Origin of the sequence: Nocardiopsis terrae, assembly GCF_014651695.1 — a bacterium.
In the GTDB taxonomy this organism is placed as follows: domain Bacteria; phylum Actinomycetota; class Actinomycetes; order Streptosporangiales; family Streptosporangiaceae; genus Nocardiopsis; species Nocardiopsis terrae.
Genome location: NZ_BMXJ01000003.1, coordinates 671,576 through 694,567 on the forward strand (window position 1 = coordinate 671,576; position 22,992 = coordinate 694,567).

Here is a 22,992-nt window from a genome sequence, read left to right on the forward strand (position 1 = left end):
GTTCGACTGGCTTGCGGGGCGACCCGCCCGCGCCGGGCCGCGAGGGTCGGAAGCTGCCCGCCATCGGTGGCTACTGGCCGGACCTGCGGCTGGTCGTGGAGTACCGGGGACCGCACTACGACCGGCCGGAACGGCACTACGCCAACCGGGCCACGGTCAGCGGTGTGGAGCGCGACGAGCAGCGGGTGATCTACGCCGCCCAACGCGACGAGCTGATCCCGCAGCACGGCCTGCGGCTGGTGGTGATCCGCTCCGCCGACCTGGACGCCGACGCCCGGGGCCGGTTGCACCGCAACCGGGCATCCGACCTGGAAGCGGTGCGGAGGTTCCTTCATGGCCACCTTTGACAGCGTCTGGCGCAGGATCGAAGCGTGCTCGGGACAGGTGTTCCACACCAAGACCGGTGTCCCGTTCAGCTACGCCGTCCGGCACGGGCAGGTCCACCTCAACAACACCAAACGCATCATTCCCCGCAGTGACTTCGTCAAGGCGCATGCGCTCATGCCGTTGAACGGCCCTGGGCGGATCAGCAATCTCGTCCAGGGATCGGCGTACGTCTTCGGCGTTCTTACTGACCGGCGCATCGGACCCTGATCCGGCCTCTCTGGATGCCCACGCGCCCCGCCCTGTCGGTTAGGCTTCTCGACCCCGCACAGCCGATGACCCGGCAGACATCCCCTGACCACGAGGAGGACAACCGTGGAACCTCTGCTTCCCCGGCATGCTGAGACCGAGCACAACCGGAGAGGAACACGGGCGTGACCGACGAACGAGACCTGATCGGGTACGACGAGCCCCGCGTCCTGAGCGAGGTCTTCCCCGACCGGAACGCCACCGACCCCGAACTCCGAAAATGCTCCACATGCGGGGCCGTCCTGCCCGCTGACCAGTTGACCGTCATCAAGCACCGTCACGCCCGGCACGCGAAAGGGCATCTACGGATCCACTGCCCCGACCACTTCGCCCGCGCCGACGAGCACGCCGTAGGCGGCGCATCCGGACCTGCGGCTCGACCGTCAAGCAGGGCGTACCCGCTCGACGCCCCCTTGATCGACACGACGTACGACTTCCAGACCGACACTCCCCCGGGCAAAGACCCCGACACGTACAGCAACACGCTGCACCGCTACCACCGAGCACTCTGGAGCAAAGAACTTCCAGGCGGGACGCGCTTCGACCTCGCCGACGGAAGGCCGGGGGGGTACCTCGTCCACGAGTCAGAAAAAGGACAGTTCTGGCTCAGCAGCGACGCCGTCATCCCCACGTTCCCGCACAAGGCAAGGGCCATCGTCGCGAGGCTCGATGACGGCGAGTTCGAGGCGTTCTGGAACCTGGGATACACGATCGCTGGGACGATGATCTGGCCGGGCAACAGGATCGGAAACAAGCAGACGATCAACGGCGCCCGTGGTTTCCATCCACGGATCGCCGACCGGTTCGACCTCACGGTCGAGTGCGTCCGGCGCCACTACACGGGCCAGCGGAGTCCACTCAGTGACGTTCTCGCCCGGTACGCCGATTTCTTCGCCCTGTTCGAAACCTTCGAAGGGTTCGTCGACCACTTCCTCCTCCAAGACCTGCTCGACGGGGACCGAGTCCGGTTCGCGATGCCGTTCGATGAGTTCGCCATGCCGTCAGTGCCGCAGGATCTGGCAACGTACCGCCGTTACATGGAGAAGAGCCTGGAGTTCATCCACGCCAGGAACGCCCGCATCGCCGCGTACGCCAGGATTCTTTAGGCCCCTCTGGGTAAGGAGCCACCGCCCCTTCGCGTTTGCCTGGCGTCTCCCAGCGCACGCGACGCCCCGGCACCCGCCCCGCACACGGAAGGGCCCCGGAAGCCCACGGCGAGAGCTTCCGGGGCGCCCCCGGTCAGCGTGCGCGGTTGCGCTCGCTCTCGGCCCGGACCGCGTCGGCACGCCCGAGGCCAGCGGCCCACCGCTCGGCCGTCTTGGCGATCACCGTCTCACCGTCGGACCACCGCATCCGCATGGTCCTCGGAACTGCCGCCTCCGGCCGTCATAGCGCGTCTCCTCGCCATCTTTGCGAATCCAGCCGTGCAGAGTCTCGCGGTTGATACCGAGCTCCTCGGCGATCTGAGCGATCGTCGCGCCGGTGCGGGTCCGGTAAAGGCGTGGGGGCGCCGGTGCGAAGCCTCTCGGGTTCGGACCCGGACTCACTCCGGGGGGCGGTGGAACTCGTTGACCGCTATGGCCGCGCCCCTCGGGTCCTGGAAGGCGCCGTAACGCAGGCCGCCCAGGTCGGCGAGGGGGGTGACGACGGTGCCGCCGAGCTGCACGACCCGGCTCAGGACCGATTCGGCGTCCGAGACGGTGAACTCCACGGACCACTGCGGCACGGTCTCGGCGAGGGCCTCGTAGGGGACCACCGACAACCAGCCGACCGCGTCCATGAACCCCTCGGGCGCGCCGGTCGCGGCGTGCCGGTCCCGGAGCCCCGGGTCCTGCTTCTCCCGGAAGTCGCCGTACCCCGGAAGGTACAGCATCGTGGCCTCCTCGGCCCCTCCCATGGTCACCCGCTGGGTCTTCCAGCCGAAGACCTCACCGTAGAAGGCCTCTGCGGCCTCGGGGTCGGAGGTGACCAGGTTGCTGAAGTTCCAGGTCCCCGGCATGTTCGCCAGGTGGGCGCCGCCGCTTCCCCGGGCCTCCCAGAGCCCGAACCGGGCCCCCGCCGCGTCGGCGCAGACCGCCACACGCGCCACACCCTCGACGTCGTCGGGGCCGCGCAGGACGCTGCCGCCCGCCGAGACCACCCGTTCGGCGGTCTCGTCCGCGCTGTCCACCCGCACGTAGGTGGTCCACACGGGTGCGTCCACGGGTTCGGCGAGCAACGAGCCCAACCCGGCGACGTCTCCCTCGCGGTCGGGGAGGCCCGCCACGAAGTAGGGTTTCGGAGCCCCTTCGGGTGTGCGGTCCTCGAACCGCCATCCGAGCACGTCCCCGAAGAACGCGGTCGCGAGTTTGTCCCCGGGTTCGGAGAGCTCCACCCAGCAGGGAACCCCGGCCGGATAACGGGCCTGTTCGAGCTCGGCCATCACTCCCCCTCTCATCGTCGCTCGGTGTCCCCCGAACCCTTCCCCGAACCCGGCGCCTGAATCCGGCTCCGCCTTCCAGAACCCGGCTCCGAGGGGGTCCGGTCAGGTCGGATGTCTCACACCGCGGGTCTCCGCTCCAGGCGGAGCCGGGCCCGGATCCGCGGCACGAACCACAGCGCGGCCGCCGACGCCAGCAGGCAGTACGCACCGAGGGCGGCGACCTGGGACGGGTACCCCACCCCCGCGTCGATGAGGAGGCCGGCGGCCCCGGGGCCCGCGGCCGAGGCCAGGACCAGCACCACCACGATGTTCGACCGGATCGCTCCGAGGTGGGCGACCCCGTACACCTCCGGCCACACGGTGCCGATCAGGCTGAGGGACAGGCCGTTCGTGACCCCGTAGAGGGCCATGAACACCAGCATGCTCCACGGGCCCTCGACGACCGCCAGGACCAGCAGCCCCGCGCCCAGGGGGAGCAGGAAGCAGGGCACGAGCCGGAGCCCGGTGACCCGGTCGACGAGGACGCCGCCCGCCAGGTTGGCCGCGACGGTCACCGCCGCGTACACGGAGAAGGCCGAGGCGGACAGGGCGGGCGGCCAGCCCCGCAGCTCGGCCAGGTGCGCCTGGTGGAAGAACACCGTGTTGCCGATGAGCGCCGGAGCCGCCATCGCGGTGAGCAGCAGGAAGAAGTAGGGGTCCCGCAGGGTCTGGTTCCTGGTCCAGCTGCGGGCCGGGGCCGTCGGCCGCTCACCGGCGGCCCGAAGCGGGGCGCGTTCCCTGCGCACGAGAACGGACATCGGCCAGGCGAGCAGTACGAGCGCACCGGCCACGAGCCACCAGGCCTCCCGCCAGCCGACGACGGCCAGCACCGCCACGACGGCGAGCGGGAACAGGGCCTCCGCCGTGTTCAGCCCCAGCGTGGCCACCGAGGTGGCACGGCCGCGTTCCCGGTCGAACCACCGCCCGGCCAGGGTGAACGAGGTGTGCGAGAGCATCCCCTGACCGAACAGTCGCAGGAGGAACAGGGCCAGCAGGAGGACCCACACGTTGGTGGCGAGCGCCAGGGCCACTGCTCCAGCGGCCAGCATCAGCATGAGCGCGGGCACGACCCGTCCGGCGGGGTGGCGGTCCACGACCTTGCCGAGCTGGGCCAGTGCCAGGGCGCCCGCCAGGGTCGCGACCGTGAACAGGGACCCGAACTGCCCGTGCGACAGGCCCAGGGACTCCCGGATGTCGGCGGAGAAGAGGGAGACGAAGAAGGTGTGCCCGAAGGAGCAGAACAGGAAGAGCGCGAAACAGCCCAGCAGCCAGCGCCGGTCGGCTCTCAGGAAGGACAGGTATCCACGCACGACAGCCCTTATCCGTTCCGTGTCCGGTGATCCCCGTGCGCCGGGGGCAGGAGAACCGTACCCGCATCCGCCGGAACCGGGGCGTTTCATGTCATGACCGGAACAGCCCAGGGAGGACCGAAGCGGAACCGCAGGAGCGGGGGCCGCCGGGCTCCCCGCCCCCGGCTACTCCCGGCGGGCCCCTGCGGGCCAGATGACGTCGACGGGCACCCCGCGCTCACGGGCGGCCCCGACGGCGTCACCGGTCCCGCCCCGGCCGCCCGCGGGCCGACCGTCCCACACGGCGAACAGGCGGTCGATCCCGCCCAGGACCGCCTCGTTGGCGTCGGCGTAGGCGGCCCTGTCCGCGGTCCGGTGCGGCATGTACCGCACCAGGGTCGAACGCATGAGCAGGGTGTCGAACCGTTCGAGGTTGTCGGGCTTGACCTTGGCCTCCCGGTAGTCGACGGACGGCAGGACCACTTCGAGCCCGCCGCCCGCCCGGAGCACGGCCTCGGCGAAGAGCTGGTCGGCCCCGCGCGCCAGGCAGGAGACGCCGACGAGACCGTCACCCGCATGGGGTGCGAGTGCCCCGGCCAGGGCCGCACGTACCAGCGGCACACTGTCCGAGGTGAGGTTCGAGTGACCGGTGATACCGATGCGGGTCACACTGGCTCCCTGGTTCGGTTGTTCGACGGCAGGGTAGGCGGGCCCTCGTCCCGGTTCCGGACACTGTGGCGGGCGCTCATCCCGGTCGGCCCGTCCCGTACAGGTACAGCAGGGCCGTCATCGACGTGCCGTTGACCAGCCTGCGCTCCCCCACCAGCTTCGGGACCTCCGTGAGGGGCACCCACTCGACGCGTTCGGCCTCCCAGTCATCGGCCGGGTCGCCGACGTGTTCGGCGGACTCCGCGAGGAAGACGTGGTGCTCGGCGTCGCTGATCCCCGCGCTCGGCTGCACGTACACCAGCGGCCGCAGCGGGCCGGGACGCCACCCCGTCTCCTCCTCCACCTCGCGTGCCGCAGCGGCCTCGGGCGTCTCACCCTCCTCGACCGCCCCCATGGGGATCTCGTAGGCCCAGGTGTCGGTGATGAACCGGTGCCGCCACTCCAGCAGGACCTCGTCGTGACGGTTCACGACCACCGCCCCGGCTCCGGGCGCCGAGCGGATCAGCCGGTGTTCCAGGCGGCGTCCACCGCTGATCTCCACGTCAGCGACCCGGATGTCCAACCACCGGTCCGCGTAGAGGGAGGTTTCGGAGTGAACGGTCCAGCGCACGGAGAACTCCCGGTCTTCGGTGACAGTGCCGCCACAAGGCAACCACAACCCGGCCCGGGCACGTCCCTGACCGCTGCCCGGTACTCCGCGGTCAGCAGGACGAGGCCGTGGAGCCGACCAGAGTCCGGACGCGGGGCGGCCTCACCGCAGCCGGAGCAGGCCCGCCCGGGTGGGACCGAACCCGCAGGCCCGCCGGTAGAAACCTTCGAGGTGCGGCTCGTAGTCGACGTGCAGCCACTCCACGCCCGACCCGCGCAGGTCCTCGGTCAGGGCCGCGACGACGCGCCCGCCGACACCGCGGCGCCCCATGTCCGGGGCCACCGCCGTGTCCAGCAGGAACGCGTGCTTCCCGCCGTCCCACACGGCGTGGACGAAGCCCACGAGCCTCCCGCGGACGAAGGCCCCGGCCCAGGACCGGCTGTGCCTGGCGAGCCTCTCGGACCAGGGGGTCAGCTCGAACTCGTGGTCGAACGCCTCGGCGTGCAGGCGGGACAGCTCCTCGTCGTCGACGGGGAACCGGACGCGGATCTCCTCGGCTCCTGGTGGCTCCTCAGGCATACGGAGACGCTACTACCCGCCGCCCTCCTCGTGGTGCGTGCTCTCCCGTGGTGTGGGTGGTACCGCGCGGGCTCAGGACACCTGGCCGGTCACCCTTCCCTGTGGCGGACACGGCCCCGGAGGCGGACCCCGGAAAGGGTGGCCTAACCTGGACACGGCCCGGAGGTCCCCCGGGGCCTCCCCCGAACAGCGACGACAAGCCCGAGGAACCGCGTTGAGCATCACAACCCTGACCGCCCGGACCTTCCGCGTGGTGGCCGTCTTCGAGGCCTTCACCTGGGCCGGGCTGCTCGTCGGCATGTACTTCAAGTACCTCGGCAGCGGCAGCGAGCTGGGCGTGCAGGTCTTCGGCCCGCTGCACGGCGGAGCGTTCATGGTGTACGTGCTGGTGAGCCTGGTCGCCGCCTACCAGTTCCGCTGGGGAGTGTGGCCGACCCTGGTCGCGCTGGCCGCGTCCATCCCTCCCCTGGGCACCCTGCCCGCCGACTGGTGGCTGCACCGGACCGGGCGCCTGACCCCTGCGGACGAGCACACCCGCAAGGCCGCCGGGGAAACCGAAAAAGCCGCCTGACAAACGGAACCGTCAGTTCTCCCGGGCACCGGGCCCGCCGTCGGAGCCTGTCCCGGACGGGTCCGTTCGCCGGTCCGGGACCGCGTCCGACCCTTTAGGCTGCGCGATGTGGAGCTACGACATCTGAGACACTTCGTCGCGGTCTGCGAGGAGGAGCACTTCACCCGGGCCGCCGAGTACCTCGGCATCACCCAGTCCGGCCTGTCCGCGTCGATCCGCTCCCTGGAACGGGACCTCGACGCGCAACTGCTGCTGCGCACCACCCGCCGGGTCGCCCCCACCCCGACCGGGCGGCTGCTCCTGGCCGAGGCCCAGCGCATCCTGGCCGCGACCGACGGCCTTCGGGAGCTGGTCACCGACGACCACGGGGTGCGCGGCGCCCTGTCCCTGGGCACCGAGCAGTGCATGGGCGTGGTGGAGGCCGCGCCCCTCCTGCACTGGTACCGGGAGCGCCACCCCCACGTGGCGATCAACCTCCAGCAGGCCGCCACCGGGCAGTTGCTCGACCTGGTGGGCACGGGCAGGCTCGACGCCGCCCTGGTGGCCGGACCGCTCGACGCGGTCGGGGGTGTGCGGCTGCTGCGGATCACCGAGGAGCCGCTGATGCTGCTGACCGCCGCCGACCACCCGGTGGACGGGGAAGCCCTCCCCGAGGCACTGGGCGAGGAGGAGTACGTGGACCTGCACCCGGGGTGGGGCGCCCGGGACTGCGCCGACCGGGCGTTCGCCGACTTCGGGATCGCCCGGCGGGTGGCCCTGCAGGTCAACGACGTGTACACGCTGCTGGACCTGGTGCATAGGCGGATGGGGGTGGCGGTGGTCCCCCGCCCGGTGACCCGCAAACCCCAGGCCGAGGGCCTCAGGAGCACCGCCCTCCCCGGACGGACGCGGTGGCGGGTGGCTCTGGCGATGCCCGGATCCGCTCGCCCCTCCGCGGCCACCCGCGCCTTCCTGCAACTGCTCGGCGAGAAGCATCCGATTGATGACTCCCATTTGTGAGTCCCACACTTTCCACATGTTGGACACGCGTACCGGCGGTGCGGCAGGGTGACCTGAGGCGGTGCCCTCCGGCACCGCCCACCGGCCACGAGGTTCAGGGAGAACTCGCATGTCCCAACAGGTCCAGGGTGTGATCTCACGCGCGAAGGGCGCACCGGTCGAACTGACCACCATCGTCATTCCCGACCCCGGTCCGGGCGAGGCGGTCGTCCGGATCCAGGCGTGCGGGGTCTGCCACACCGACCTGCACTACCGCGAGGGCGGGATCAACGACGAGTACCCCTTCCTGCTCGGCCACGAGGCCGCGGGCGTGGTGGAGACCGTCGGTGCCGGTGTCACCGGCGTCGAGCCCGGCGACTACGTCATCCTCAACTGGCGTGCCGTGTGCGGGCAGTGCCGCGCCTGCCGCCGGGGACGGCCGCAGTACTGCTTCGACACGCACAACGCCGAGCAGAAGATGACCCTGGAGGACGGCACCGAGCTCTCCCCCGCCCTGGGGATCGGCGCGTTCGCGGAGAAGACGCTGGTCGCCGCCGGCCAGTGCACCAAGGTCGACCCGGCCGCCTCCCCCGCCGCGGCGGGCCTGCTGGGCTGCGGGATCATGGCCGGGATCGGGGCAGCCGTCAACACCGGCGGGGTGGGCCGCGGCGACTCGGTGGCGGTCATCGGCTGCGGCGGTGTGGGCAGCGCTGCCGTGGCCGGGGCCCGCCTGGCCGGGGCCGACCGGATCATCGCCGTGGACCTGGAGGACCGCAAGCTGGAGTGGGCGCGCGGGTTCGGCGCCACCCACACCGTCAACGCCGGTCAGAGCGACCCGGTCGAGGCGATCCGCGAACTCACCGGCGGGTTCGGGGCGGACGTGGTGATCGACGCCGTCGGCGTCCCCAAGACCTACGAGCAGGCGTTCTACGCCCGCGACCTGGCGGGCACCGTGGTGCTGGTGGGCGTGCCCACCCCCGAGATGCGGCTGGAACTGCCGCTGCTGGACGTGTTCGGCCGGGGCGGTGCGCTGAAGTCCTCCTGGTACGGCGACTGCCTGCCCTCCCGCGACTTCCCCATGCTCATCGACCTCTACACCCAGGGCAGGCTGGACCTGGACGGATTCGTCACCGAGGAGATCGGTATCGGTGACATCGAGGAGGCCTTCGCCCGCATGGAGCGGGGCGATGTACTGCGATCGGTGGTGCGACTGTGAGTGACGCGCGAGTGGAACACCTGACCACGTCCGGGGTCTTCACCCTGGACGGCGGTTCCTGGGACGTGGACAACAACGTCTGGCTGGTGGGGGACGACGAGGAGGTCGTCGTGATCGACGCCCCGCACGACGCCGGGGCGATCACCGCCGCGGTGGACGGGCGCCGGGTCGTGGCGGTGCTGTGCACACACGGCCACAACGACCACGTCAACGCCGCCCCCGCGGTGGCCGACGCGACGGGGGCGCCGATCCTGCTGCACCCCGAGGACCGGGTGCTGTGGGACATGACCCACCCGGACCGGGCCCCGGACGGCGACCTGGCCGACGGCCAGAGCGTGCGGGTCGGGGGCACGGAGCTGACGGTGCTGCACACCCCGGGCCACGCACCGGGGGCGGTGTGCGTGTACGCGCCCGAGCTGGGTGTGCTGTTCAGCGGTGACACCCTGTTCCAGGGCGGTCCGGGCGCAACGGGCAGGTCGTACTCGGACTTCCCGACCATCGTGGACTCGATCCGCCGGAAGCTGCTGACGCTGCCCGCGGACACGGTGGTCAACACCGGACACGGCGACTCCACGACCATCGGCGCGGAGGCCCCGAACATCCGGGAGTAGCCCGAGCGGGAGCGTGGACCCGGGTGCCGGATCCACGTGAACGGGCGGTGCGGGGGGCAGCCCCCCGCACCGCCCGTTCACGGTTTTCCGTGCGGTGTCCGGATCCTCGGCGTTCAGTCGAGCCTGATCTCGAGCGGCGCTTCCATGCTCCAGATGTCACTCACCTCCAGCGCCACCGCCTCGGTCCCTTCGGGGACGTCGAAGGCGGCCCTGCCCGTGGCCTGGTTCCCCGGGTTGATCTGTTCCAGGAAGAACGAGTCGGCTTCCAGGGTGGTGCTCGCGGAGTGGCTGTTCCCGTCGGCGTCGATCAGGGAGAGCGCGCTGCTGTCGAAGGTGGTGGCCTCGCTGCCCCCGTTCTCCACCGTCAGGTCGACGATGACGAACTCGCCCTGGGCCTGCTTCTCGGTGAACTCACCGCCGAACGTACCGGCGGTCTCCGTGCTGTTCACCGTGACCTTCCAGTCACCCACCTCACCGGTGTCACCGACACCGACGGTCTCCTCGCCTTCGGCGGCTTCCTCGGAGCCTTCCTCTTCCGCTCCGTAGATACTCTCCTCGCCACCCGAAGTGGTCTCGGCCTCCTGACCGCCTCCGGCGGTACACGCGAACATCCCCAGGACGATCACGGCGGCGGCCAGCAGGATCCACGGCCACTTCCTCCTCTTCTTCGGCGGGGCCGCCTGCGGAGGCCAGTACTGCGGCGGCGGGCCGTACTGCTGCGGGCCACCCTGCAGCGGCGGTCCGTACTGCTGGGGACCGTACTGTGGTGGCCCGTACTGCGGCGGCCCTCCGCCCTGCGGCGGCCCCTGCTGCTGTGGCCCGTGCTGCTGTGGATCGTTCTGCGACGGTCCGCCCTGCATGCTGCTCATGGCGCACAACTCCCTGGACAATCTCAGCGGAGGGCAAAACATCCCCCTTCCAGGGTCACGCACCTCCCCGGGAAAACAGGAAAAGCAAAGGACATATTTGCTTTCGGATGGAACAATGTGACAGCAAATTCACTGACCCAATAACCAGGCCACGGCAACCTTTTTCGCATTCCCCGGACGGCGTCTCCGTCTCACCGTGGCCGAACAGGGCGCAAACCTGCCGATCTGGGCCGGCAGGGGTAGGAAAGGGCGGGTCAGGCCGAGTCCGACCGCTCCGTGCACACCTGCTCCGAGGGGGCGATCTCGTCCACGCTGAGCACGGCGATGACCACGAAGCAGTACTCCCGCCCCGGGTCGAGGCCACTGACCCTGGCCTGCCCCGCACCGGGCTCGGCGTCGGCGAGGTTGCCCGGACTCTCTCCTGCGGGGCCGCCGACCACCTGGTGGGCCGTGGCGGGACCGGTGTTGTCGGTCCAGCTCACCACCACGGTGTGCCCGGTGTCCTCCAGCGCGACGTCGGTGGGTGCGGCCTCCTCGACCCGGTCGGCGGGTGGCGCGGGGGCTCCGCTCTCCCCTTCCTCGGGACTGTTGGCACCGCTCTGCTGTTCCTGCGGTGACACAGCGGCCTCCGGCGAGGAACCATCCTGCCGGACCTGTTCGACGAGGTCCCCTCCGGCACCGGGCCGGAGGACGGCGACCGCGCCGAGGGTGACGGCGACGAAGGCGATAGCTGCGACGGTGACCCCGATGAACAGGGGGCGCCGGGGGGCCGGGCCGTGCGGTCGGGGATCGGTCTCGGGCGGCCCCGGAGGTTCGGGGGGCTCCGGGAACGGCGACGGAGGCTGCGGCGGTGACGGGCGATCGGCCGGTGACGCGGTCCTCCTGGGCGGGCCCGGAGCGGGTGCGGCAGGCGGGGGCCCTGCCGAGGTTCCGGCCCACCCGGGCAGGGCCGCCCAGGCGAGCTCCGGCGAGTCGGCCGGGAAGCGTTCCGGGAATGCGGGGGCGGAGCGCCCGTCCTCGGAAACGGTGTCGTCCCTTCCGCCGCTCCGTTCGTCGGTGGCAGCGGAATGGCCCGCAGCGAGTTCCTCCGCCTCTCCCCGGTCCCCCGGGCCTTCCGCGTCCTGCGGGTCTTCCGTGGTCCCAGGATCCTCCTCGCCCCCTGCTCCCCCGGGACCCGCCACCGCCGCGCCCGTGTCCGGAGCACCACCGAGTTCCTCCGCGAGAGCGGCGGCGTCCTGGCGTCGCCCGGGGTCCCGGGACAGTGCGCGGTCGAGGACCTCGCGCAGGTGCGCGGGCAGGTCGGCGCGCGGCAGTCGGGGCGGATCCTCGGCCAGGACCCGCTCCCGGTAGGCGAACGGGTCCTCCGGCCCGCTGTCCCCCCGGGCGAAGGGCGGGTGTCCGGCGAGCAGCGTCCAGAGCACCGTGGCGAGCCCGTAGACGTCGGACGCGGGGGTGCGGCGGTCCGAGCGCAACGCCTCCGGGGAGGCGTGTGCGACCGCCACCGGGTCGGGCCCGACGGGTTCGGGCCGCTGCTCCGCGGGCAGCACACCGCCGACGTCGGCGAGGACGGCCCCCGCCGGGGCGCACAGGACGTTGCCCGGCTCCACCCGGTTGTGCAGCAGGCCCCGGCCGTGCAGCGCGGCCAGTGCCCGGGCCACCGAGCGGCCCACGACGAGGACCTCCTCCAACGGCAGCGGCCCGCGGTCCTCCAGCGCGGCCGCGTAGTCCCCCCGGGGGTACAGGTCCATGGCGACGAAGGCCCTGCCGGAGGAGGTCCGTCCGCCGCCCACCGCCGCGACCAGGCCCGGGATCCCGGTGAGTTCACCCAGCCGGTCGGCCTCGGCGGTCCCGGCCGCGTCCCGCATGACCTTGAGCGCGACCGGGGCGTCGTCCCCGTCGCGCCGCGCCCGGTAGACGGTCGAGGCCGACCCCCGGTAGAGCACCTCCGGGGAGTGGAACCCCGGGGCCAGTCTGCTGTGCTGTTCCGCTCCGCTCATCGGAGTCCCCTCCGTCCGCGGCCCGTAGCCGGGCCGTCCCGCCACAACAGCGGGCGGGGGTCGAACCACCAGGCCAGCCGCCTGATCCGGGGCCCGCCCTTTCTCAGTGCACGCTGGTGGTCCCGCACGGTCCGCGCGGCACCCGCCGCGACCTCCGCGTCGACACCGATCCCACCGCCGAAGCCCGCGCTGTTGACAGCGCTCGCCAACCGGTCGAGCCCCGGGGCGAGCGCCGGGGAGGGCACCAGGTCGCGGGCGAGGGCGACGGTGTCGGTGACGGTGTGCCCGGCGGGCGGTTCCGCCGTGCTCATCCGGATCCCGTCCCGCAGTTCGCGCCAGGCTCCCAGGACGCGGTCCGTGGGCGGTCCGGTGCCCAGTCGCAGTGCACGGCGGGTGAGCCGCGACGCGGGGACGAGCAGGAGTACGGCGAGCAGGGTTCCGGCGAAGACCGCCGCCCACACCGCTCCGCGACGGTCCCCGCCCTCGCGTCCGGGTGCCGCCTCCCCCTGGTCCTGCCCGCCGGAGGAACCCTCGAACTCCTCTGCTTCGGGGCCGTCGGAGCTCTCGCCGCCCTCGAGGTCGGGCCCCGCGCTCTGTTCGTCCTCCCCGCCGGGGGTGACGTGGAAGGGCACCCAGCCCAGACCGTCGAAGTACACCTCGCCCCAGGCGTAGGCGTCGCCGGTGCGCACCTCGTACTCCCCGTCGCCCCGTTCCGTGCCGGGGGCGAAACCGACGGCGACCCGGCTGGGCAGTCCGGCGGCGCGGGCCAGCATGGCGAAGGCGCTCGCGAACTGTTCGGAGGTGCCTGCGCCGCCCCGGCCTCCGGGCGCCGCGAGGAGGGCGTCGATGTGCGCGTAGCCGTGCCCGCCGGGGGTCGTGGGGTCGAAGGAGTGGGAGTCGCGCAGGTAGTCGGCGATGGCTCTCGCTCGGTGGTGGTACCCGCCCTCGGAGGCGATCTCGGAGACGACCTCGTCGAGGATGGGCGGTGCCCCAGGGGGCAGGTCCCGGTAGAGCTCGTAGACGTCCCCCACGGGCGGGGCCGCGCGGGAGGCGTCGACGCCGCTCCAGTCGGCGAGCTCGCCGGACACCTCGTAGCTGTGGCCCGCCACACCGCCGTCCAGGTTGACGACCGTGCCGGTGAGCGCGTCGTATCCGGGGGCGTCCACCCCCACCCTGCGGGGCACCCCGACCACCGGTACCCAGCTGCCCGGGAGGTCGTCGCCGACGGTGATCCGTGCGGTGACGGTCTCGGCTCCCGGCGGCGGCGGTACCGGTTCGGGGAGGGTCTGGCCCGCGTTCCGGTAACCGCTCTCGGGCAGCCAGGTGGTCCCGGTGAAGTCGGCGAGTGCGACCCAGCGCAGCTCCACGGGTCCCTCGGACTCGACGGTGAGCAGGTGCCCGTCGGGCCGGGCGGCCCACCCGGGCAGGTAGCTGAGCGGGTTGAGGGCCTGCTGTGAGTCCATGGGCGGGACGAGGGCGGCGCGCGGGTCGGCGGGTTCGGCGGACCATCCGGCGAGCAGCAGCGGGCCGCCGAACACCGCGGTGGCGGCGGTGAGCACGCAGACGGTCCCGGTGACCGCGGCGTCGCGGACCCGGGAGGGCGCGGCGGGGCGCTCGTCCACCTGGATGCCCAGCGCGGGCGAGCCCGCGCCGTCCGTGCCGGGGCCCGACCGGACGGACATGACGAGGACCGCGGCCGCGCCGAGCAGGCCGATGGAGGTGAAACCGGGCGGGGCGACGGGCCCGTTGAGGACCACGGCGCCCACGAGCAGCAGGAGCCCGGGCAGCAGGGCGAGCACCCGGCGTTCGTCCCTCCAGGCCAGGGCCGCGGCGGTACCGGCCAGCCAGGTGGCCAGCAGCGGCAGGGTGAGGGTGTCGACGTTGGGCGGGACCGGCGCGGTCGTGGTGAGGATGCGCGCCCCCGAGTGCAGGAGCGCCTCGCCCGCGCCGCGCAGGACCCCCGTCTCCTCCCCCGGGAGCCGGGCCGCGCCGAGCAGCACGGCGGCCAGGGGCAGCGGAACACCGGTGAGTACCGTCCGGAGCTCGCTGTACCGGGTGCGCAGGAGCAGGGCGAGCGTGACGGAGACGACCGCGGTCGCGGCCAGGACCGCGTGGACCGGAGCGGACGGGGCGTAGGAGGGCGCCAGGGCCGCGCCGCCCGCGTAGGTGGTCAGGACCAGCCCGGTGGCGGCCGGGAGGGTTCCGGGCGGGGGCGGGAACACGCGCGGCCGCCGTGTGGGGGCGGCGGGTGCGGGGTTCGGCGCGGTCTGTTCCGGGGCGGGGGCCGTCACCGTGGCCATGGTGCCTCGTTCCAGCGGTCGGCGAACGACGCGGCGTCGCCGGCGGTGATGAGTGTGACGGAGGGCGGCGCGGGCGGGCGCTCCCGTTGGCCCAGGAGCGCCGCGAACAGCCCGGAGTAGCGGTCTCCGAGCTGCCCGAGGGCCCGCAGGTCGGCCGTGTCCAGGGCTCCGCTGACCAGGATGGCGGTGTCGCCCTCGCTGCGGGTGCGGGCCAGGTGGAGGGCGTCGGCGAGGTTTCCCCCGGGGTCGGGTTCGGCTTCGGCGAGCAGGTCGAGCAGGGGCGGCAGGCCCCCGCTGCTGTCCCTGCCGCGTCCGCTGACCAGCCGCAGCTCGCAGTGGAGCGCGGCGCGCACCCCGGTGGCCAGGAGGGAGGCCGCCGCTCCGGTGACCTCGTCCAGCAGGGGGGTGCCTCCCGGGCAGGGCCGGTCGTCGACGAGGACGCACACGCGGGTCTGGGAGGTGTCGACGTACTCGCGGACCACGAGTCGGTCCAGGCGGGCCGAGCTGCGCCAGTGCACGTGGCGCAGGTCGTCGCCGGGCGCGTAGTCGCGCAGCGTGTGGAAGGTGAGGGTTCCGGCCCGGGCCCCGTCGACCTCGCCGTCGGGGTCGGCGACGTTGCCGACGGGGATGGCGCGCAGGTACTGCCGGCGCGGGTGCACCCACACCCGGTCGGTGGCGCCGTGGGAGCGGCCGCTCTCGGCCAGCCCGAGGGGGTCGGAGCGGCCGGCGCGCAGGGGGCCGAGTTCGACGACCCCGCGCCGGAAGGGCTGGAGCCAGTAGTCCGAACCGCCGGTGCCGCCGCCGGGCAGGGACGCCAGGGGGACGTCGTGTCCGCCGTCGGGGCCGAGGACCCGTTCGGTGATGCGCAGGCGGCGGCGTCCGGTGTTACGGGCCCGCATGTGCACCCGCACGGACCGGCCGGGGGTGGTGCGGGTGCCCGAGGGCAGGGAGCGCAGCACCGCGACGTCGGCGGTGCGGCCCACGGCGAGGACGGCCGCGGCCACGGCCAGGACGGCGAGCGCGCCGAGCAGGGCGAGTTCCTGGTACTGGGAGAGGACTCCGACGGCCAGCAGCAGCGCCCCCGCGCCCGCCACCAGCCACCCCCGTGTGGTCGGCATCAGCTGACCGCCGTCGCCCCCGGTCGGCCCGGCCGTGGGGCCGGGGTCGCCTCGAGGATCTCGGCGAGCACGTCGGTGCCGGTGCGGCCGCCGACGGAGGACTCCGGGGACAGCACCAGGCGGTGCGCCCACACCGGCTGGGCCAGGGTCTTGACGTCCTCGGGCGTGGCGTAGGGGCGGCCGGAGGTCAGGGCGAGCGTGCGGGCCGCATGGGCCATGGCCACGGTCGCCCGGGTGGACAGGCCGACGCTGAGCGCGGGGTGTTCGCGGGTGGCCCGGGCCACGCGCAGCACGTACTCGTAGACGGAGTCGTCGACGTGCACGCGGCGGGCGGCCCGGCGGACGCGGTCCATCCGTTCGGCGTCGGTGCAGGCGGGCAGGGAGTCCGGTGAGGTGAGTCGGTCGCCGCGGATGATGGCCAGTTCGGCGACCGGGTCCGCGTAGCCGACGGTCAGCCGCATCAGGAACCGGTCGAGCTGTGCCTCGGGGAGCCGGTAGGTGCCCGACATCTCCACGGGGTTCTGGGTGGCCACCACCAGGAAGGGCGCGGGGACCGGGTGGCGGACGCCGTCCACCGTGACCGCCCCCTCCTCCATGACCTCCAGGAGCGCCGACTGGGTCTTGGGGGAGGCCCGGTTGATCTCGTCGGCGATGACGACGTTGGCGAAGACCGGCCCCGGGTGGAACTCGAACTCGCGGGTGGCCTGGTTGAACACGGTCACGCCGGTCACGTCGGAGGGCAGCAGGTCGGGGGTGAACTGCACGCGCCTCCAGACACCGTCCACGGAGGAGGCGACGGCGCGGGCCAGGGTGGTCTTGCCGGTACCGGGGACGTCCTCCAGCAGGAGGTGTCCCTGGGCGAGCAGGGCGACCAGGGCGAGCCGTACCACCTCGGCCTTGCCCAGGAGCGCGGACCCGACCGAGGCGGCCATGCCGTCGAACTCGTCCGCGTGGACCGCCGCCTCGTCAGCCGAGACCGGCACGTTCGGGCCGGGCTGGTGGAAGGGGGGTCCTGCGTGGTCGTTGGTGTTCACTGGTGTCTTTCGGCTGTGCGAGGGCGGTCAGGGCGTCGGGTCCGGTCCCTGCGGGTCCCTCTCCTGCGGGGTCACGGGCGTCAGCGGGTTCTGGGTCTGGTCCTGCCCCTGGCCGCGTTCCTCGTTGAGGTCGCGTTGGGCCTGGAAGGCCCCGAACACCACGACGGCCGCGGCGAGGACGGCGGCGATGATCAGGCCGACGACCACCGAGGGCCACACGCGCTGGCGGGCGCGCCAGTAGCGGCTGGAGCCGTACAGGAGTGCGGCGCGCAGCTGTCTGCGGCGCAGGGCGTCGGCCTGCAGGACGTAGCGCTCGGTGTCAGGGGTGGCCTGGAAGGCCTGCGGCAGCTGCGTGGGGGGCGGCGGGACCGGTTCCTCCGGCGCCGCCCCCGGTGTCCGGGTCGGGTGGGACATGCGTGTCAGGGGACCGTGCGCCGGATCAGTCGAACAGGCCGTCGAGGTACTTCTTGGTGCTCTGGTAGCCGTCCACGGTGCCGTCCACGGCGTCGATCATCTTGGTGAAGCCGCGGTTGGTCATGTCGAAGGCGTTGTTGAACTCGGTCGCGCGGGCCTGGAACTTCTCGTCGCCGCCCTCCCACTTCTCGACGAGGCCCCTGGCCTGGGTGTCGATGTCCTGCATGATCGTCCGGAAGTAGCCGAGGTACGTTCGCTGGTCGATGTTCAGGTCGTTGAGCTGGTCGATGTCGGCGCCGACCTCGTACCTGTTCACGCTCATGTGGTGGTCTCGCTCTCTAGGTGGCCCGTTCCGGGAGGCCGGGCAAGGGGGGTCGGGCTCAGTTGATCGGCTTCATGTAGGTGAGCTCCTGTTGGGCCTGCGCGAAGGCCTGCTCACTGTCACCGTCGGTCTCGTTGATCTTCGCCTGCCCGAGGTTGAGGTTGACGCCGTACTTCTCGCACCACCCGAGGAGCGCGTTGAAGCCGGTGACCAGCTCGGCCTGACCTTCCCGGTAGGCCCTGAGCGCGCCTCCCTGGAGCGCCTGCCCGTCCTGGTCGAGGACGTCGAGGAGCGACCGCAGGCGTTCCGTGAGCCCCTGGCTCTGCTCGTCGAGACGGTTCCCGCCCTGGGACAGGGAGGTGGTCTCCTCTGTTCCGACCCTCTGACTCATGTACCGGTCCTTTCCCCTGCCGACCGCCCTGACCTGCGTTCACCGCCGGTTCAGGGGCGTTGTCACTCCGCGGAGTTCCGGGAGGCCGGTCCGTTCGGTTCTGAAACCACTCGGAACGGGAAGGTAGTGAATCCTCACATCTGCTGTCAACGCGGTAGAAATCGCGTCAACCAATGCGGTGTTCGCGGCATCTCAGGCGGACGAAGGCGCCCGCGGGCGAGGTGGCGGCGTGTGACCGCCGCCACCACACCCAGGGGTGACGCGTCGGAACCTCCGGGGTGCTCCACACGGTCCCACGGAGGGCGCGTTCCCGCGGCGCCGGCCGGTACCTCGTGCCCCCGGACCCCGGCCGCACCGGTACATCCAGCGAAGCGCAGGTGAGGAGAGTCGGTCATGGGCGAGGCGTCGACAGTCGCGGGCAACACCGAGGAGGGCAAGGCCGCCGGCCGGATCAGCACCCGGCTCACCAGTGCTTTGGAGGGGGTGACCAAGGCCTTCGAGACGACCTCGGAGAACCTCGACCAGGAATCCGTGGAGGCGAAGATCAACGGGGCCTTCTCCGAGTACTACCTGACCTACAAGCAAGCGGTGCAGACGGTCGAGAGGAACGGCATGGCGATCTCCGAGAACGTCATCGCGGCGGCGGACCGTCTGGACGGAACCGACTGGGAGTCCGGGTCGGGGTTCCTCAGGAGGGTGGACGTGCCGCCGCCCATGCTCCGCTCACCGGATTACTACGACCCCAATCACATCCTGCGCGAGATCAACAACAAACCGTCCGAGCCCGGGCCCGGCTCCTTCGGCAGGCGCTGAACCCCCTTCACCACCTTCGACACCACCGAGGAGAAGCGACTATGCCGGCGAGCACGGCAGGCGCCGACGTCACCCCCGCCATTCCTTCGTTCGACCCCCCGGACACCGAGGTCGACGTCCTGAAACTGACCTGGGAGAAGGCCGCGGCGTGGAAACTCGCGGGCCGGGTCCTGGGAGACGCCCAGGACGGAAGCCGGGCGATCAAGAACTCCGCCAAGGAGTTCAGCGAGATCATCAGCACCGACATCAGCTCGGCCAACTCCTACAACAGCCAGGAGTGGCAGAATGCCTGCATGGCCCTGACCTATGCGGCTTCGATCGCCGAAATGTGGTGCGAGGACGTCGAGGACTTCCAGGAGAAGCGCAGGAAGCTGATCAACAGGTACAGGACCGAGGCGTACGCGATCACGGACAAGGTCGACTCGAGCGGCTACTACCAGCCGGGGACCATCTGGGCTGTGCCCAAGGGCCCCGAAGCGGTCAGAGAGATGCTCGCGGACCTCGTGGCCAGGTACCAGAAAACGGGTCAGGACAGTTACCAGAAACTCCTGGACACGGCGGAGAAGCGGGCCGCCATGCTGGAGGAGGGGCCGGAGCCGAAGAACCTGAAGCTCCTCGTGGAGGCGGGCATCCTCGGCTGGGGCGCCCACAACATCCTGGGCGTGGACAAGGACACCCCGCTTCCCGTCTCCGCCGAGAAAGCCAAGGAACTCGTCAGGGACCTCGAACTCTTCCTGCGCGGCGGCGTCGAACCGGACAGCAGGGTTACCGAGGCCCTCGCCGTTCTCGCGGCGGTGTCGGACAAGGCCAGGGCCCTCCAACAGGCCGGAGGCAAGAGGTCCGGGAAGCTGAGCGACGACGAGATCGAGTTCCTCGAGACTTTCTACGGCGAACTGGAGGACATGACCCCGACCGGCGTCGTGCACGTGATGCCCTGGTTGGAGGGGGACTCCGGCCCGGACTGGAGTGCCGCGGAGCGGAAGGCCTTCGCGACCGGGGTTTCCAACGGTCTGCTCGCCCTGTCCGACGAGGACATCGGCGGCGGCCAGGAACGTCTGCCCGAGAGCGTCCAGGACCTCGCCAACGGGATCCCCTTCACCGCCTGGCGGGAGAACGGGTTGTCGGGCAGCCGGGCCGAGGGGGTGGATTCGCACAACTGGCTCGCCGACGCCGACGACTTCAGCCGTCTGCTCCGGCACTCCGACCCCGGCCTGCGCGGCGGCACGGAATTCTCCAGCAACCTCACCCTGAGCACGGGGCACCACCTGGGCAACGACCACCTCGCGATCACCCGGGAACGCGAGAAGGCGCTCGGTGCACTCCTGGACGTGTCCACACGCAACGAGGAGGCCAACCACCGCGTCCTGACCACGGCCAAAGCGCACCCGGGCAGCCACACGGACGACCCGCGCTACGACGCCGCGCGTATGCCCGGCTTCGACAGCAACGCCGACGCCCTGCTCGGGCTGTACGGCCACGACTGGAAGGACGGCGGCGAGGCCGTCGCGGGCCTCACCGACTGGATTCCGGAGTTCAGCCGGGGAACGTCCGCACAGGCGGACATGGCCGGTACCGCGACCGTGGGGCTGATGGAGACCCTGGCGGGAAACGGGGACGAAAAGCCCTTCCACGACGCAGCAGACGACAGCGAAACCCGCCATTCTCTCGCGGTCACCGAGATCAACCCGGAACTCACCGAGAGCTTGGTCAGGATCTACGAGAACTACGAGGACGACTTCATCCTGCACGAGAACGACACGAACCGGTACGCCACCGTGTCGGGCCCGGAGGAGAGGTACCTGCTCCACGAACCCGGAGACCGGGCCCTTCACCTGACAAACGGCACGAAGGAGGGGTTCCTCCAGCTCCTGATCGCGGACGACAGGACCGCGCCGATCATCACAGCCTCGGTCGAGGAACTGGAGCGGCGCGTCATCAACACCGCCGTGGGCGATCCCACGGAAGGTGTGGCCGGCGTGGCAGGGGGGAGGGTGGGCACGATCAGAACCCTCCTGCACGACGCGATGATCAACGAGTACACCTCCCGCTACGACGACAGCGAAGAGGCCAAGCAACACGCGGCCGACAACTGGCAGACCGCGTTCAACATCAGCGTGGCGATCAACAACGGCGTCTTCGGTTCTGTCCCCGGTGCCGGCAGCGGGCTCGCCACGGGCGGTGAGACCATTCTCCGTCTCCTCGAACATCCCCAGAAAGAGGAATATCTGGAGCGCTGGGAGAAGGAAGCGGAAGAGAGGGAGGAGAAAAGGCGGAAGAACGACGGCGTGGACCCCGACTACGACCCCATGTCAGGTTTCATCGACTCCAAGGTGCAGGCGAACCGGCACGCCCAGCTCCAGCTCCTCCAGGTCTACCTCGACCGTGGCGTGGTCGACCCCCAGACGTTGAAGGACAGCAATCTGCTTCCCGCGAACCACGACGTGACCGCGGGGCACGTGTTCCCCGCCGTCGTCGAGTCCATGTCCCAGGACCCCGGCGGGGACTTCCCCAGGCTGGACAAGGTCCTGGAGGAGGCCAGCAAGAAGGCCGGAGCCAACGGTGGCAACAAGGACTGGGTCGACGACTACCTCGCCGATATGGAAAGGAGCTACGAACCAGAGAAGTACGTGCCCAAGAGCATGAAGAGGTGACCTGTGCCCGCTCCTGCTCCGGCAGGTCCGCGCCGCCCGTGCGCTCCCCTCTCGGAAGGCACGGGCGGCTCCCGCCTCAGAACGGCAGTTCGATCGAGGTCACGGCCTCGTACACACCCAGGGCCCACACCGCGGCGACGCACATGCCGATGACGGCCGCGACCTCCACACCGTTGAGGGTCCGCCGCAGGGAGGCGCGGGGAACGTCGGTCAGGCGCACCGCGCTCAGCGCGGCGACCGCCGTGCCGACCAGCAGGGCCGCGGCGGGCGCCAGGGCCAGGGACCACCCGGAGCCGGCGGCCGCGACGGCGCCGGCCACGGCCAGCCCGCACACGCCGCCCAACCGGACCGGCAGCACGTGGGCGACTCGGTCGAAGAGCCGGGAGCGCATGAGCAGGACCAGCGACACGAAGGCGGCCAACACCAGGTCGCGGGCCCCCTCCCCGGTGAGCGCCAGGAGCGCGGTCGCCGCCACGGCCGCCGCCACCACCCCCAGGAGCGACCCGAGCAGCAACCGGTCGCTGGTGGCCAGACCCGCCTCGAACCTCCCGGTGTCGGTCCGGCCGACCTGGCGCACCTCGTAGTCCAGTCCGGACAGCCCGCCCAGGGCCAGGGCCATCCGCGGCAGCGCCCCGATCCCCAGGACCAGCAGCACGGACAGCAGCCGCAGGGCCATCGGGCCGTCCACGAACAGGCCGACGGCCACGAGCAGGACCGAGGAGCCGGTGACCACGCTCAGCCCGGCGAGGTGGGGCAGCAGCGCGTGGTCCAGCGCCCACCCCGCCGCGGCCGCGGCCAGCGCGCCCGCACAGGCGAACAGGGCCAGCGCCACGGGCGCGGGCGGGGCCCCGCCCACCGCGAGCACCGCCAGCACTGCGGTCAGGGCTCCCCAACCGCAGGCGGCGACCTGGACGGCGTGGGCGACCCCGGTCAGGGACCGGCGTCCGGCCAGCCACAGGAGGCCCAGGGACACCAGGAGTCCCAGGGGCGCCACGGCCAGGTCCGCGGGCGCGGTGCGGACCGCGGCCATCACCAGGGCCAGCAGCAGGGGGCCCAGTGCCGCCAGGGCCAGGCCGAGACCCAGAGTGGTGGAGGGCCGCCACAGCCACGCGGTCCCGTCCACGCGGTCCTCCACGGAGCCGCGCACGTCGTCGACGAAGCCCGGGCGTTCGGGGGCGGTCTCCCTGCGCAGGACGAGGACGTCGCCGTCCAGGACACCGGCCTCCCGCAGGGACCCCCCGGCGGGCAGCGGGGTCCCGTCGACTCGGGCCAGGCTCCACTCGGCGGCCTGGAGGCCGTCCGGTCCGGGTGAGCACACCCGCACCACCTGGGGCATGAGGGTGGCCACGGAGACGGTGCCCGGCAGGGCGAGGTCGGCCCACTTGTCGGGCCCCGTGACCGTGACCCGGCAGTATCCGCTCACGAAACGTGCTCCGTTCTCGAGTTCTGGAATCGGGTGCCCCGACCGGGAACCGGGGGCTCGGGGA

Annotated in this window: 24 protein-coding genes; 9 read left to right on the forward strand and 15 right to left on the reverse strand. The window is 71.8% G+C overall.

Annotated elements, in window-relative coordinates; all coding sequences use genetic code 11:
* Nucleotides 1-11 precede the first annotated feature (11 nt).
* The 3 genes from IE195_RS10925 to IE195_RS10935 all read left to right on the forward strand — a co-directional run bounded on the left by IE195_RS10925 (nucleotide 12) and on the right by IE195_RS10935 (nucleotide 1,739).
* Complete coding sequence (locus tag IE195_RS10925) at nucleotides 12-347, forward strand: hypothetical protein (RefSeq protein WP_191270192.1); 336 nt, start codon at nucleotides 12-14, stop codon at nucleotides 345-347.
* Nucleotides 334-594, forward strand: coding sequence for a hypothetical protein (locus IE195_RS10930; protein WP_191270194.1), 261 nt, complete (start codon nucleotides 334-336; stop codon nucleotides 592-594). The genes IE195_RS10925 and IE195_RS10930 overlap by 14 nt, the downstream gene beginning before the upstream one ends.
* A gap of 164 nt (nucleotides 595-758) precedes the next feature.
* Nucleotides 759-1,739, forward strand: coding sequence for a DUF6994 family protein (locus IE195_RS10935; RefSeq protein ID WP_225942418.1), 981 nt, complete (start codon nucleotides 759-761; stop codon nucleotides 1,737-1,739).
* Nucleotides 1,740-1,958: 219 nt separating this feature from the next.
* Here the strand turns inward: IE195_RS10935 and IE195_RS26685 are convergent, their stop codons facing one another.
* The 6 genes from IE195_RS26685 to IE195_RS10965 form a co-directional block, all read right to left on the reverse strand.
* Nucleotides 1,959-2,180 carry a helix-turn-helix domain-containing protein gene (locus IE195_RS26685; protein WP_191270196.1) on the reverse strand — a complete coding sequence of 74 codons (222 nt, stop codon included), beginning with the start codon at nucleotides 2,178-2,180 and terminating at the stop codon, nucleotides 1,959-1,961.
* Nucleotides 2,177-3,055, reverse strand: a complete 879-nt coding sequence (locus IE195_RS10945; RefSeq protein WP_191270198.1) for a VOC family protein — start codon at nucleotides 3,053-3,055, stop codon at nucleotides 2,177-2,179. Before IE195_RS10945 ends, IE195_RS26685 begins: the two co-directional genes overlap by 4 nt.
* A gap of 116 nt (nucleotides 3,056-3,171) precedes the next feature.
* Nucleotides 3,172-4,404 (reverse strand): MFS transporter, encoded by a 1,233-nt coding sequence (locus tag IE195_RS10950; RefSeq protein WP_191270199.1) that lies wholly within the window; start codon nucleotides 4,402-4,404, stop codon nucleotides 3,172-3,174.
* A 165-nt stretch (nucleotides 4,405-4,569) separates the two neighbouring features.
* Nucleotides 4,570-5,052, reverse strand: coding sequence for a hypothetical protein (locus IE195_RS10955; RefSeq protein WP_191270200.1), 483 nt, complete (start codon nucleotides 5,050-5,052; stop codon nucleotides 4,570-4,572).
* A gap of 76 nt (nucleotides 5,053-5,128) precedes the next feature.
* Nucleotides 5,129-5,662, reverse strand: coding sequence for an NUDIX hydrolase (locus tag IE195_RS10960; RefSeq protein WP_191270201.1), 534 nt, complete (start codon nucleotides 5,660-5,662; stop codon nucleotides 5,129-5,131).
* 141 nt (nucleotides 5,663-5,803) lie between these two features.
* Nucleotides 5,804-6,220 (reverse strand): GNAT family N-acetyltransferase, encoded by a 417-nt coding sequence (locus IE195_RS10965; protein ID WP_191270202.1) that lies wholly within the window; start codon nucleotides 6,218-6,220, stop codon nucleotides 5,804-5,806.
* A gap of 214 nt (nucleotides 6,221-6,434) precedes the next feature.
* Between IE195_RS10965 and IE195_RS10970 the strand changes: the two genes are divergently transcribed.
* The 4 genes from IE195_RS10970 to IE195_RS10985 all read left to right on the forward strand — a co-directional run bounded on the left by IE195_RS10970 (nucleotide 6,435) and on the right by IE195_RS10985 (nucleotide 9,596).
* Complete coding sequence (locus IE195_RS10970; protein ID WP_191270203.1) at nucleotides 6,435-6,791, forward strand: DUF3817 domain-containing protein; 357 nt, start codon at nucleotides 6,435-6,437, stop codon at nucleotides 6,789-6,791.
* Nucleotides 6,792-6,899: 108 nt separating this feature from the next.
* The gene (locus IE195_RS10975; RefSeq protein ID WP_229826161.1) at nucleotides 6,900-7,790 is read left to right on the forward strand and encodes a LysR family transcriptional regulator; all 891 of its coding nucleotides are present in this window, start codon (nucleotides 6,900-6,902) and stop codon (nucleotides 7,788-7,790) included.
* 109 nt (nucleotides 7,791-7,899) lie between these two features.
* Nucleotides 7,900-8,985 carry an S-(hydroxymethyl)mycothiol dehydrogenase gene (locus IE195_RS10980; protein WP_191270204.1) on the forward strand — a complete coding sequence of 362 codons (1,086 nt, stop codon included), beginning with the start codon at nucleotides 7,900-7,902 and terminating at the stop codon, nucleotides 8,983-8,985.
* On the forward strand, nucleotides 8,982-9,596 hold the full coding sequence (locus tag IE195_RS10985; RefSeq protein ID WP_191270205.1) for an MBL fold metallo-hydrolase: 615 nt from the start codon (nucleotides 8,982-8,984) through the stop codon (nucleotides 9,594-9,596). The genes IE195_RS10980 and IE195_RS10985 overlap by 4 nt, the downstream gene beginning before the upstream one ends.
* A gap of 113 nt (nucleotides 9,597-9,709) precedes the next feature.
* On the opposite strand, the gene IE195_RS10990 is transcribed toward IE195_RS10985, so the two are convergent.
* The 8 genes from IE195_RS10990 to IE195_RS11025 all read right to left on the reverse strand — a co-directional run bounded on the left by IE195_RS10990 (nucleotide 9,710) and on the right by IE195_RS11025 (nucleotide 18,041).
* A complete protein-coding gene (locus IE195_RS10990; RefSeq protein ID WP_225942416.1) occupies nucleotides 9,710-10,465 on the reverse strand; it encodes a DUF4352 domain-containing protein in 756 nt (251 codons plus the stop codon).
* A 254-nt stretch (nucleotides 10,466-10,719) separates the two neighbouring features.
* A complete protein-coding gene (locus tag IE195_RS26480; RefSeq protein WP_191270206.1) occupies nucleotides 10,720-12,462 on the reverse strand; it encodes a protein kinase domain-containing protein in 1,743 nt (580 codons plus the stop codon).
* Nucleotides 12,459-14,762, reverse strand: coding sequence for a transglutaminase-like domain-containing protein (locus IE195_RS11000; RefSeq protein ID WP_191270207.1), 2,304 nt, complete (start codon nucleotides 14,760-14,762; stop codon nucleotides 12,459-12,461). Before IE195_RS11000 ends, IE195_RS26480 begins: the two co-directional genes overlap by 4 nt.
* Complete coding sequence (locus tag IE195_RS11005; RefSeq protein WP_191270208.1) at nucleotides 14,750-15,880, reverse strand: DUF58 domain-containing protein; 1,131 nt, start codon at nucleotides 15,878-15,880, stop codon at nucleotides 14,750-14,752. The genes IE195_RS11000 and IE195_RS11005 overlap by 13 nt, the downstream gene beginning before the upstream one ends.
* On the reverse strand, nucleotides 15,880-16,914 hold the full coding sequence (locus IE195_RS11010; RefSeq protein ID WP_229826162.1) for an AAA family ATPase: 1,035 nt from the start codon (nucleotides 16,912-16,914) through the stop codon (nucleotides 15,880-15,882). Before IE195_RS11010 ends, IE195_RS11005 begins: the two co-directional genes overlap by 1 nt.
* Nucleotides 16,915-16,941: 27 nt before the next feature.
* Nucleotides 16,942-17,328, reverse strand: a complete 387-nt coding sequence (locus tag IE195_RS11015; RefSeq protein WP_191270209.1) for an ABC transporter permease — start codon at nucleotides 17,326-17,328, stop codon at nucleotides 16,942-16,944.
* 25 nt (nucleotides 17,329-17,353) lie between these two features.
* Nucleotides 17,354-17,650 (reverse strand): WXG100 family type VII secretion target, encoded by a 297-nt coding sequence (locus IE195_RS11020; RefSeq protein WP_191270210.1) that lies wholly within the window; start codon nucleotides 17,648-17,650, stop codon nucleotides 17,354-17,356.
* A gap of 58 nt (nucleotides 17,651-17,708) precedes the next feature.
* Nucleotides 17,709-18,041 (reverse strand): hypothetical protein, encoded by a 333-nt coding sequence (locus IE195_RS11025; protein WP_191270211.1) that lies wholly within the window; start codon nucleotides 18,039-18,041, stop codon nucleotides 17,709-17,711.
* A gap of 393 nt (nucleotides 18,042-18,434) precedes the next feature.
* Here IE195_RS11025 and IE195_RS11030 point away from each other — a divergent pair, with 393 nt between their 5' ends.
* On the forward strand, nucleotides 18,435-18,854 hold the full coding sequence (locus IE195_RS11030; protein ID WP_191270212.1) for a hypothetical protein: 420 nt from the start codon (nucleotides 18,435-18,437) through the stop codon (nucleotides 18,852-18,854).
* A 41-nt stretch (nucleotides 18,855-18,895) separates the two neighbouring features.
* A complete protein-coding gene (locus IE195_RS11035; RefSeq protein WP_191270215.1) occupies nucleotides 18,896-21,505 on the forward strand; it encodes a TPR repeat domain-containing protein in 2,610 nt (869 codons plus the stop codon).
* 76 nt (nucleotides 21,506-21,581) lie between these two features.
* On the opposite strand, the gene eccD is transcribed toward IE195_RS11035, so the two are convergent.
* Nucleotides 21,582-22,928: a type VII secretion integral membrane protein EccD gene (gene eccD / locus IE195_RS11040; protein ID WP_191270217.1), complete on the reverse strand. Its 1,347-nt coding sequence runs from the start codon at nucleotides 22,926-22,928 to the stop codon at nucleotides 21,582-21,584.
* Nucleotides 22,929-22,992 lie beyond the last annotated feature (64 nt).

Bases quoted from the DNA above. Each gene is read 5' to 3' on its own strand.
- IE195_RS10930 (WP_191270194.1), top strand. From the start codon at position 334: ATGGCCACCTTTGACAGCGTCTGGCGCAGGATCGAAGCGTGCTCGGGA.
- IE195_RS26480 (WP_191270206.1), bottom strand. From the start codon at position 12,462: ATGAGCGGAGCGGAACAGCACAGCAGACTGGCCCCGGGGTTCCACTCC.
- IE195_RS10965 (WP_191270202.1), bottom strand. From the start codon at position 6,220: ATGCCTGAGGAGCCACCAGGAGCCGAGGAGATCCGCGTCCGGTTCCCC.
- IE195_RS11000 (WP_191270207.1), bottom strand. From the start codon at position 14,762: ATGGCCACGGTGACGGCCCCCGCCCCGGAACAGACCGCGCCGAACCCC.
- IE195_RS11005 (WP_191270208.1), bottom strand. From the start codon at position 15,880: ATGCCGACCACACGGGGGTGGCTGGTGGCGGGCGCGGGGGCGCTGCTG.
- IE195_RS11020 (WP_191270210.1), bottom strand. From the start codon at position 17,650: ATGAGCGTGAACAGGTACGAGGTCGGCGCCGACATCGACCAGCTCAAC.
- IE195_RS11015 (WP_191270209.1), bottom strand. From the start codon at position 17,328: ATGTCCCACCCGACCCGGACACCGGGGGCGGCGCCGGAGGAACCGGTC.
- IE195_RS10980 (WP_191270204.1), top strand. From the start codon at position 7,900: ATGTCCCAACAGGTCCAGGGTGTGATCTCACGCGCGAAGGGCGCACCG.
- IE195_RS11035 (WP_191270215.1), top strand. From the start codon at position 18,896: ATGCCGGCGAGCACGGCAGGCGCCGACGTCACCCCCGCCATTCCTTCG.
- IE195_RS10945 (WP_191270198.1), bottom strand. From the start codon at position 3,055: ATGGCCGAGCTCGAACAGGCCCGTTATCCGGCCGGGGTTCCCTGCTGG.
- IE195_RS11030 (WP_191270212.1), top strand. From the start codon at position 18,435: ATGGGCGAGGCGTCGACAGTCGCGGGCAACACCGAGGAGGGCAAGGCC.
- IE195_RS10990 (WP_225942416.1), bottom strand. From the start codon at position 10,465: ATGAGCAGCATGCAGGGCGGACCGTCGCAGAACGATCCACAGCAGCAC.
- IE195_RS11025 (WP_191270211.1), bottom strand. From the start codon at position 18,041: ATGAGTCAGAGGGTCGGAACAGAGGAGACCACCTCCCTGTCCCAGGGC.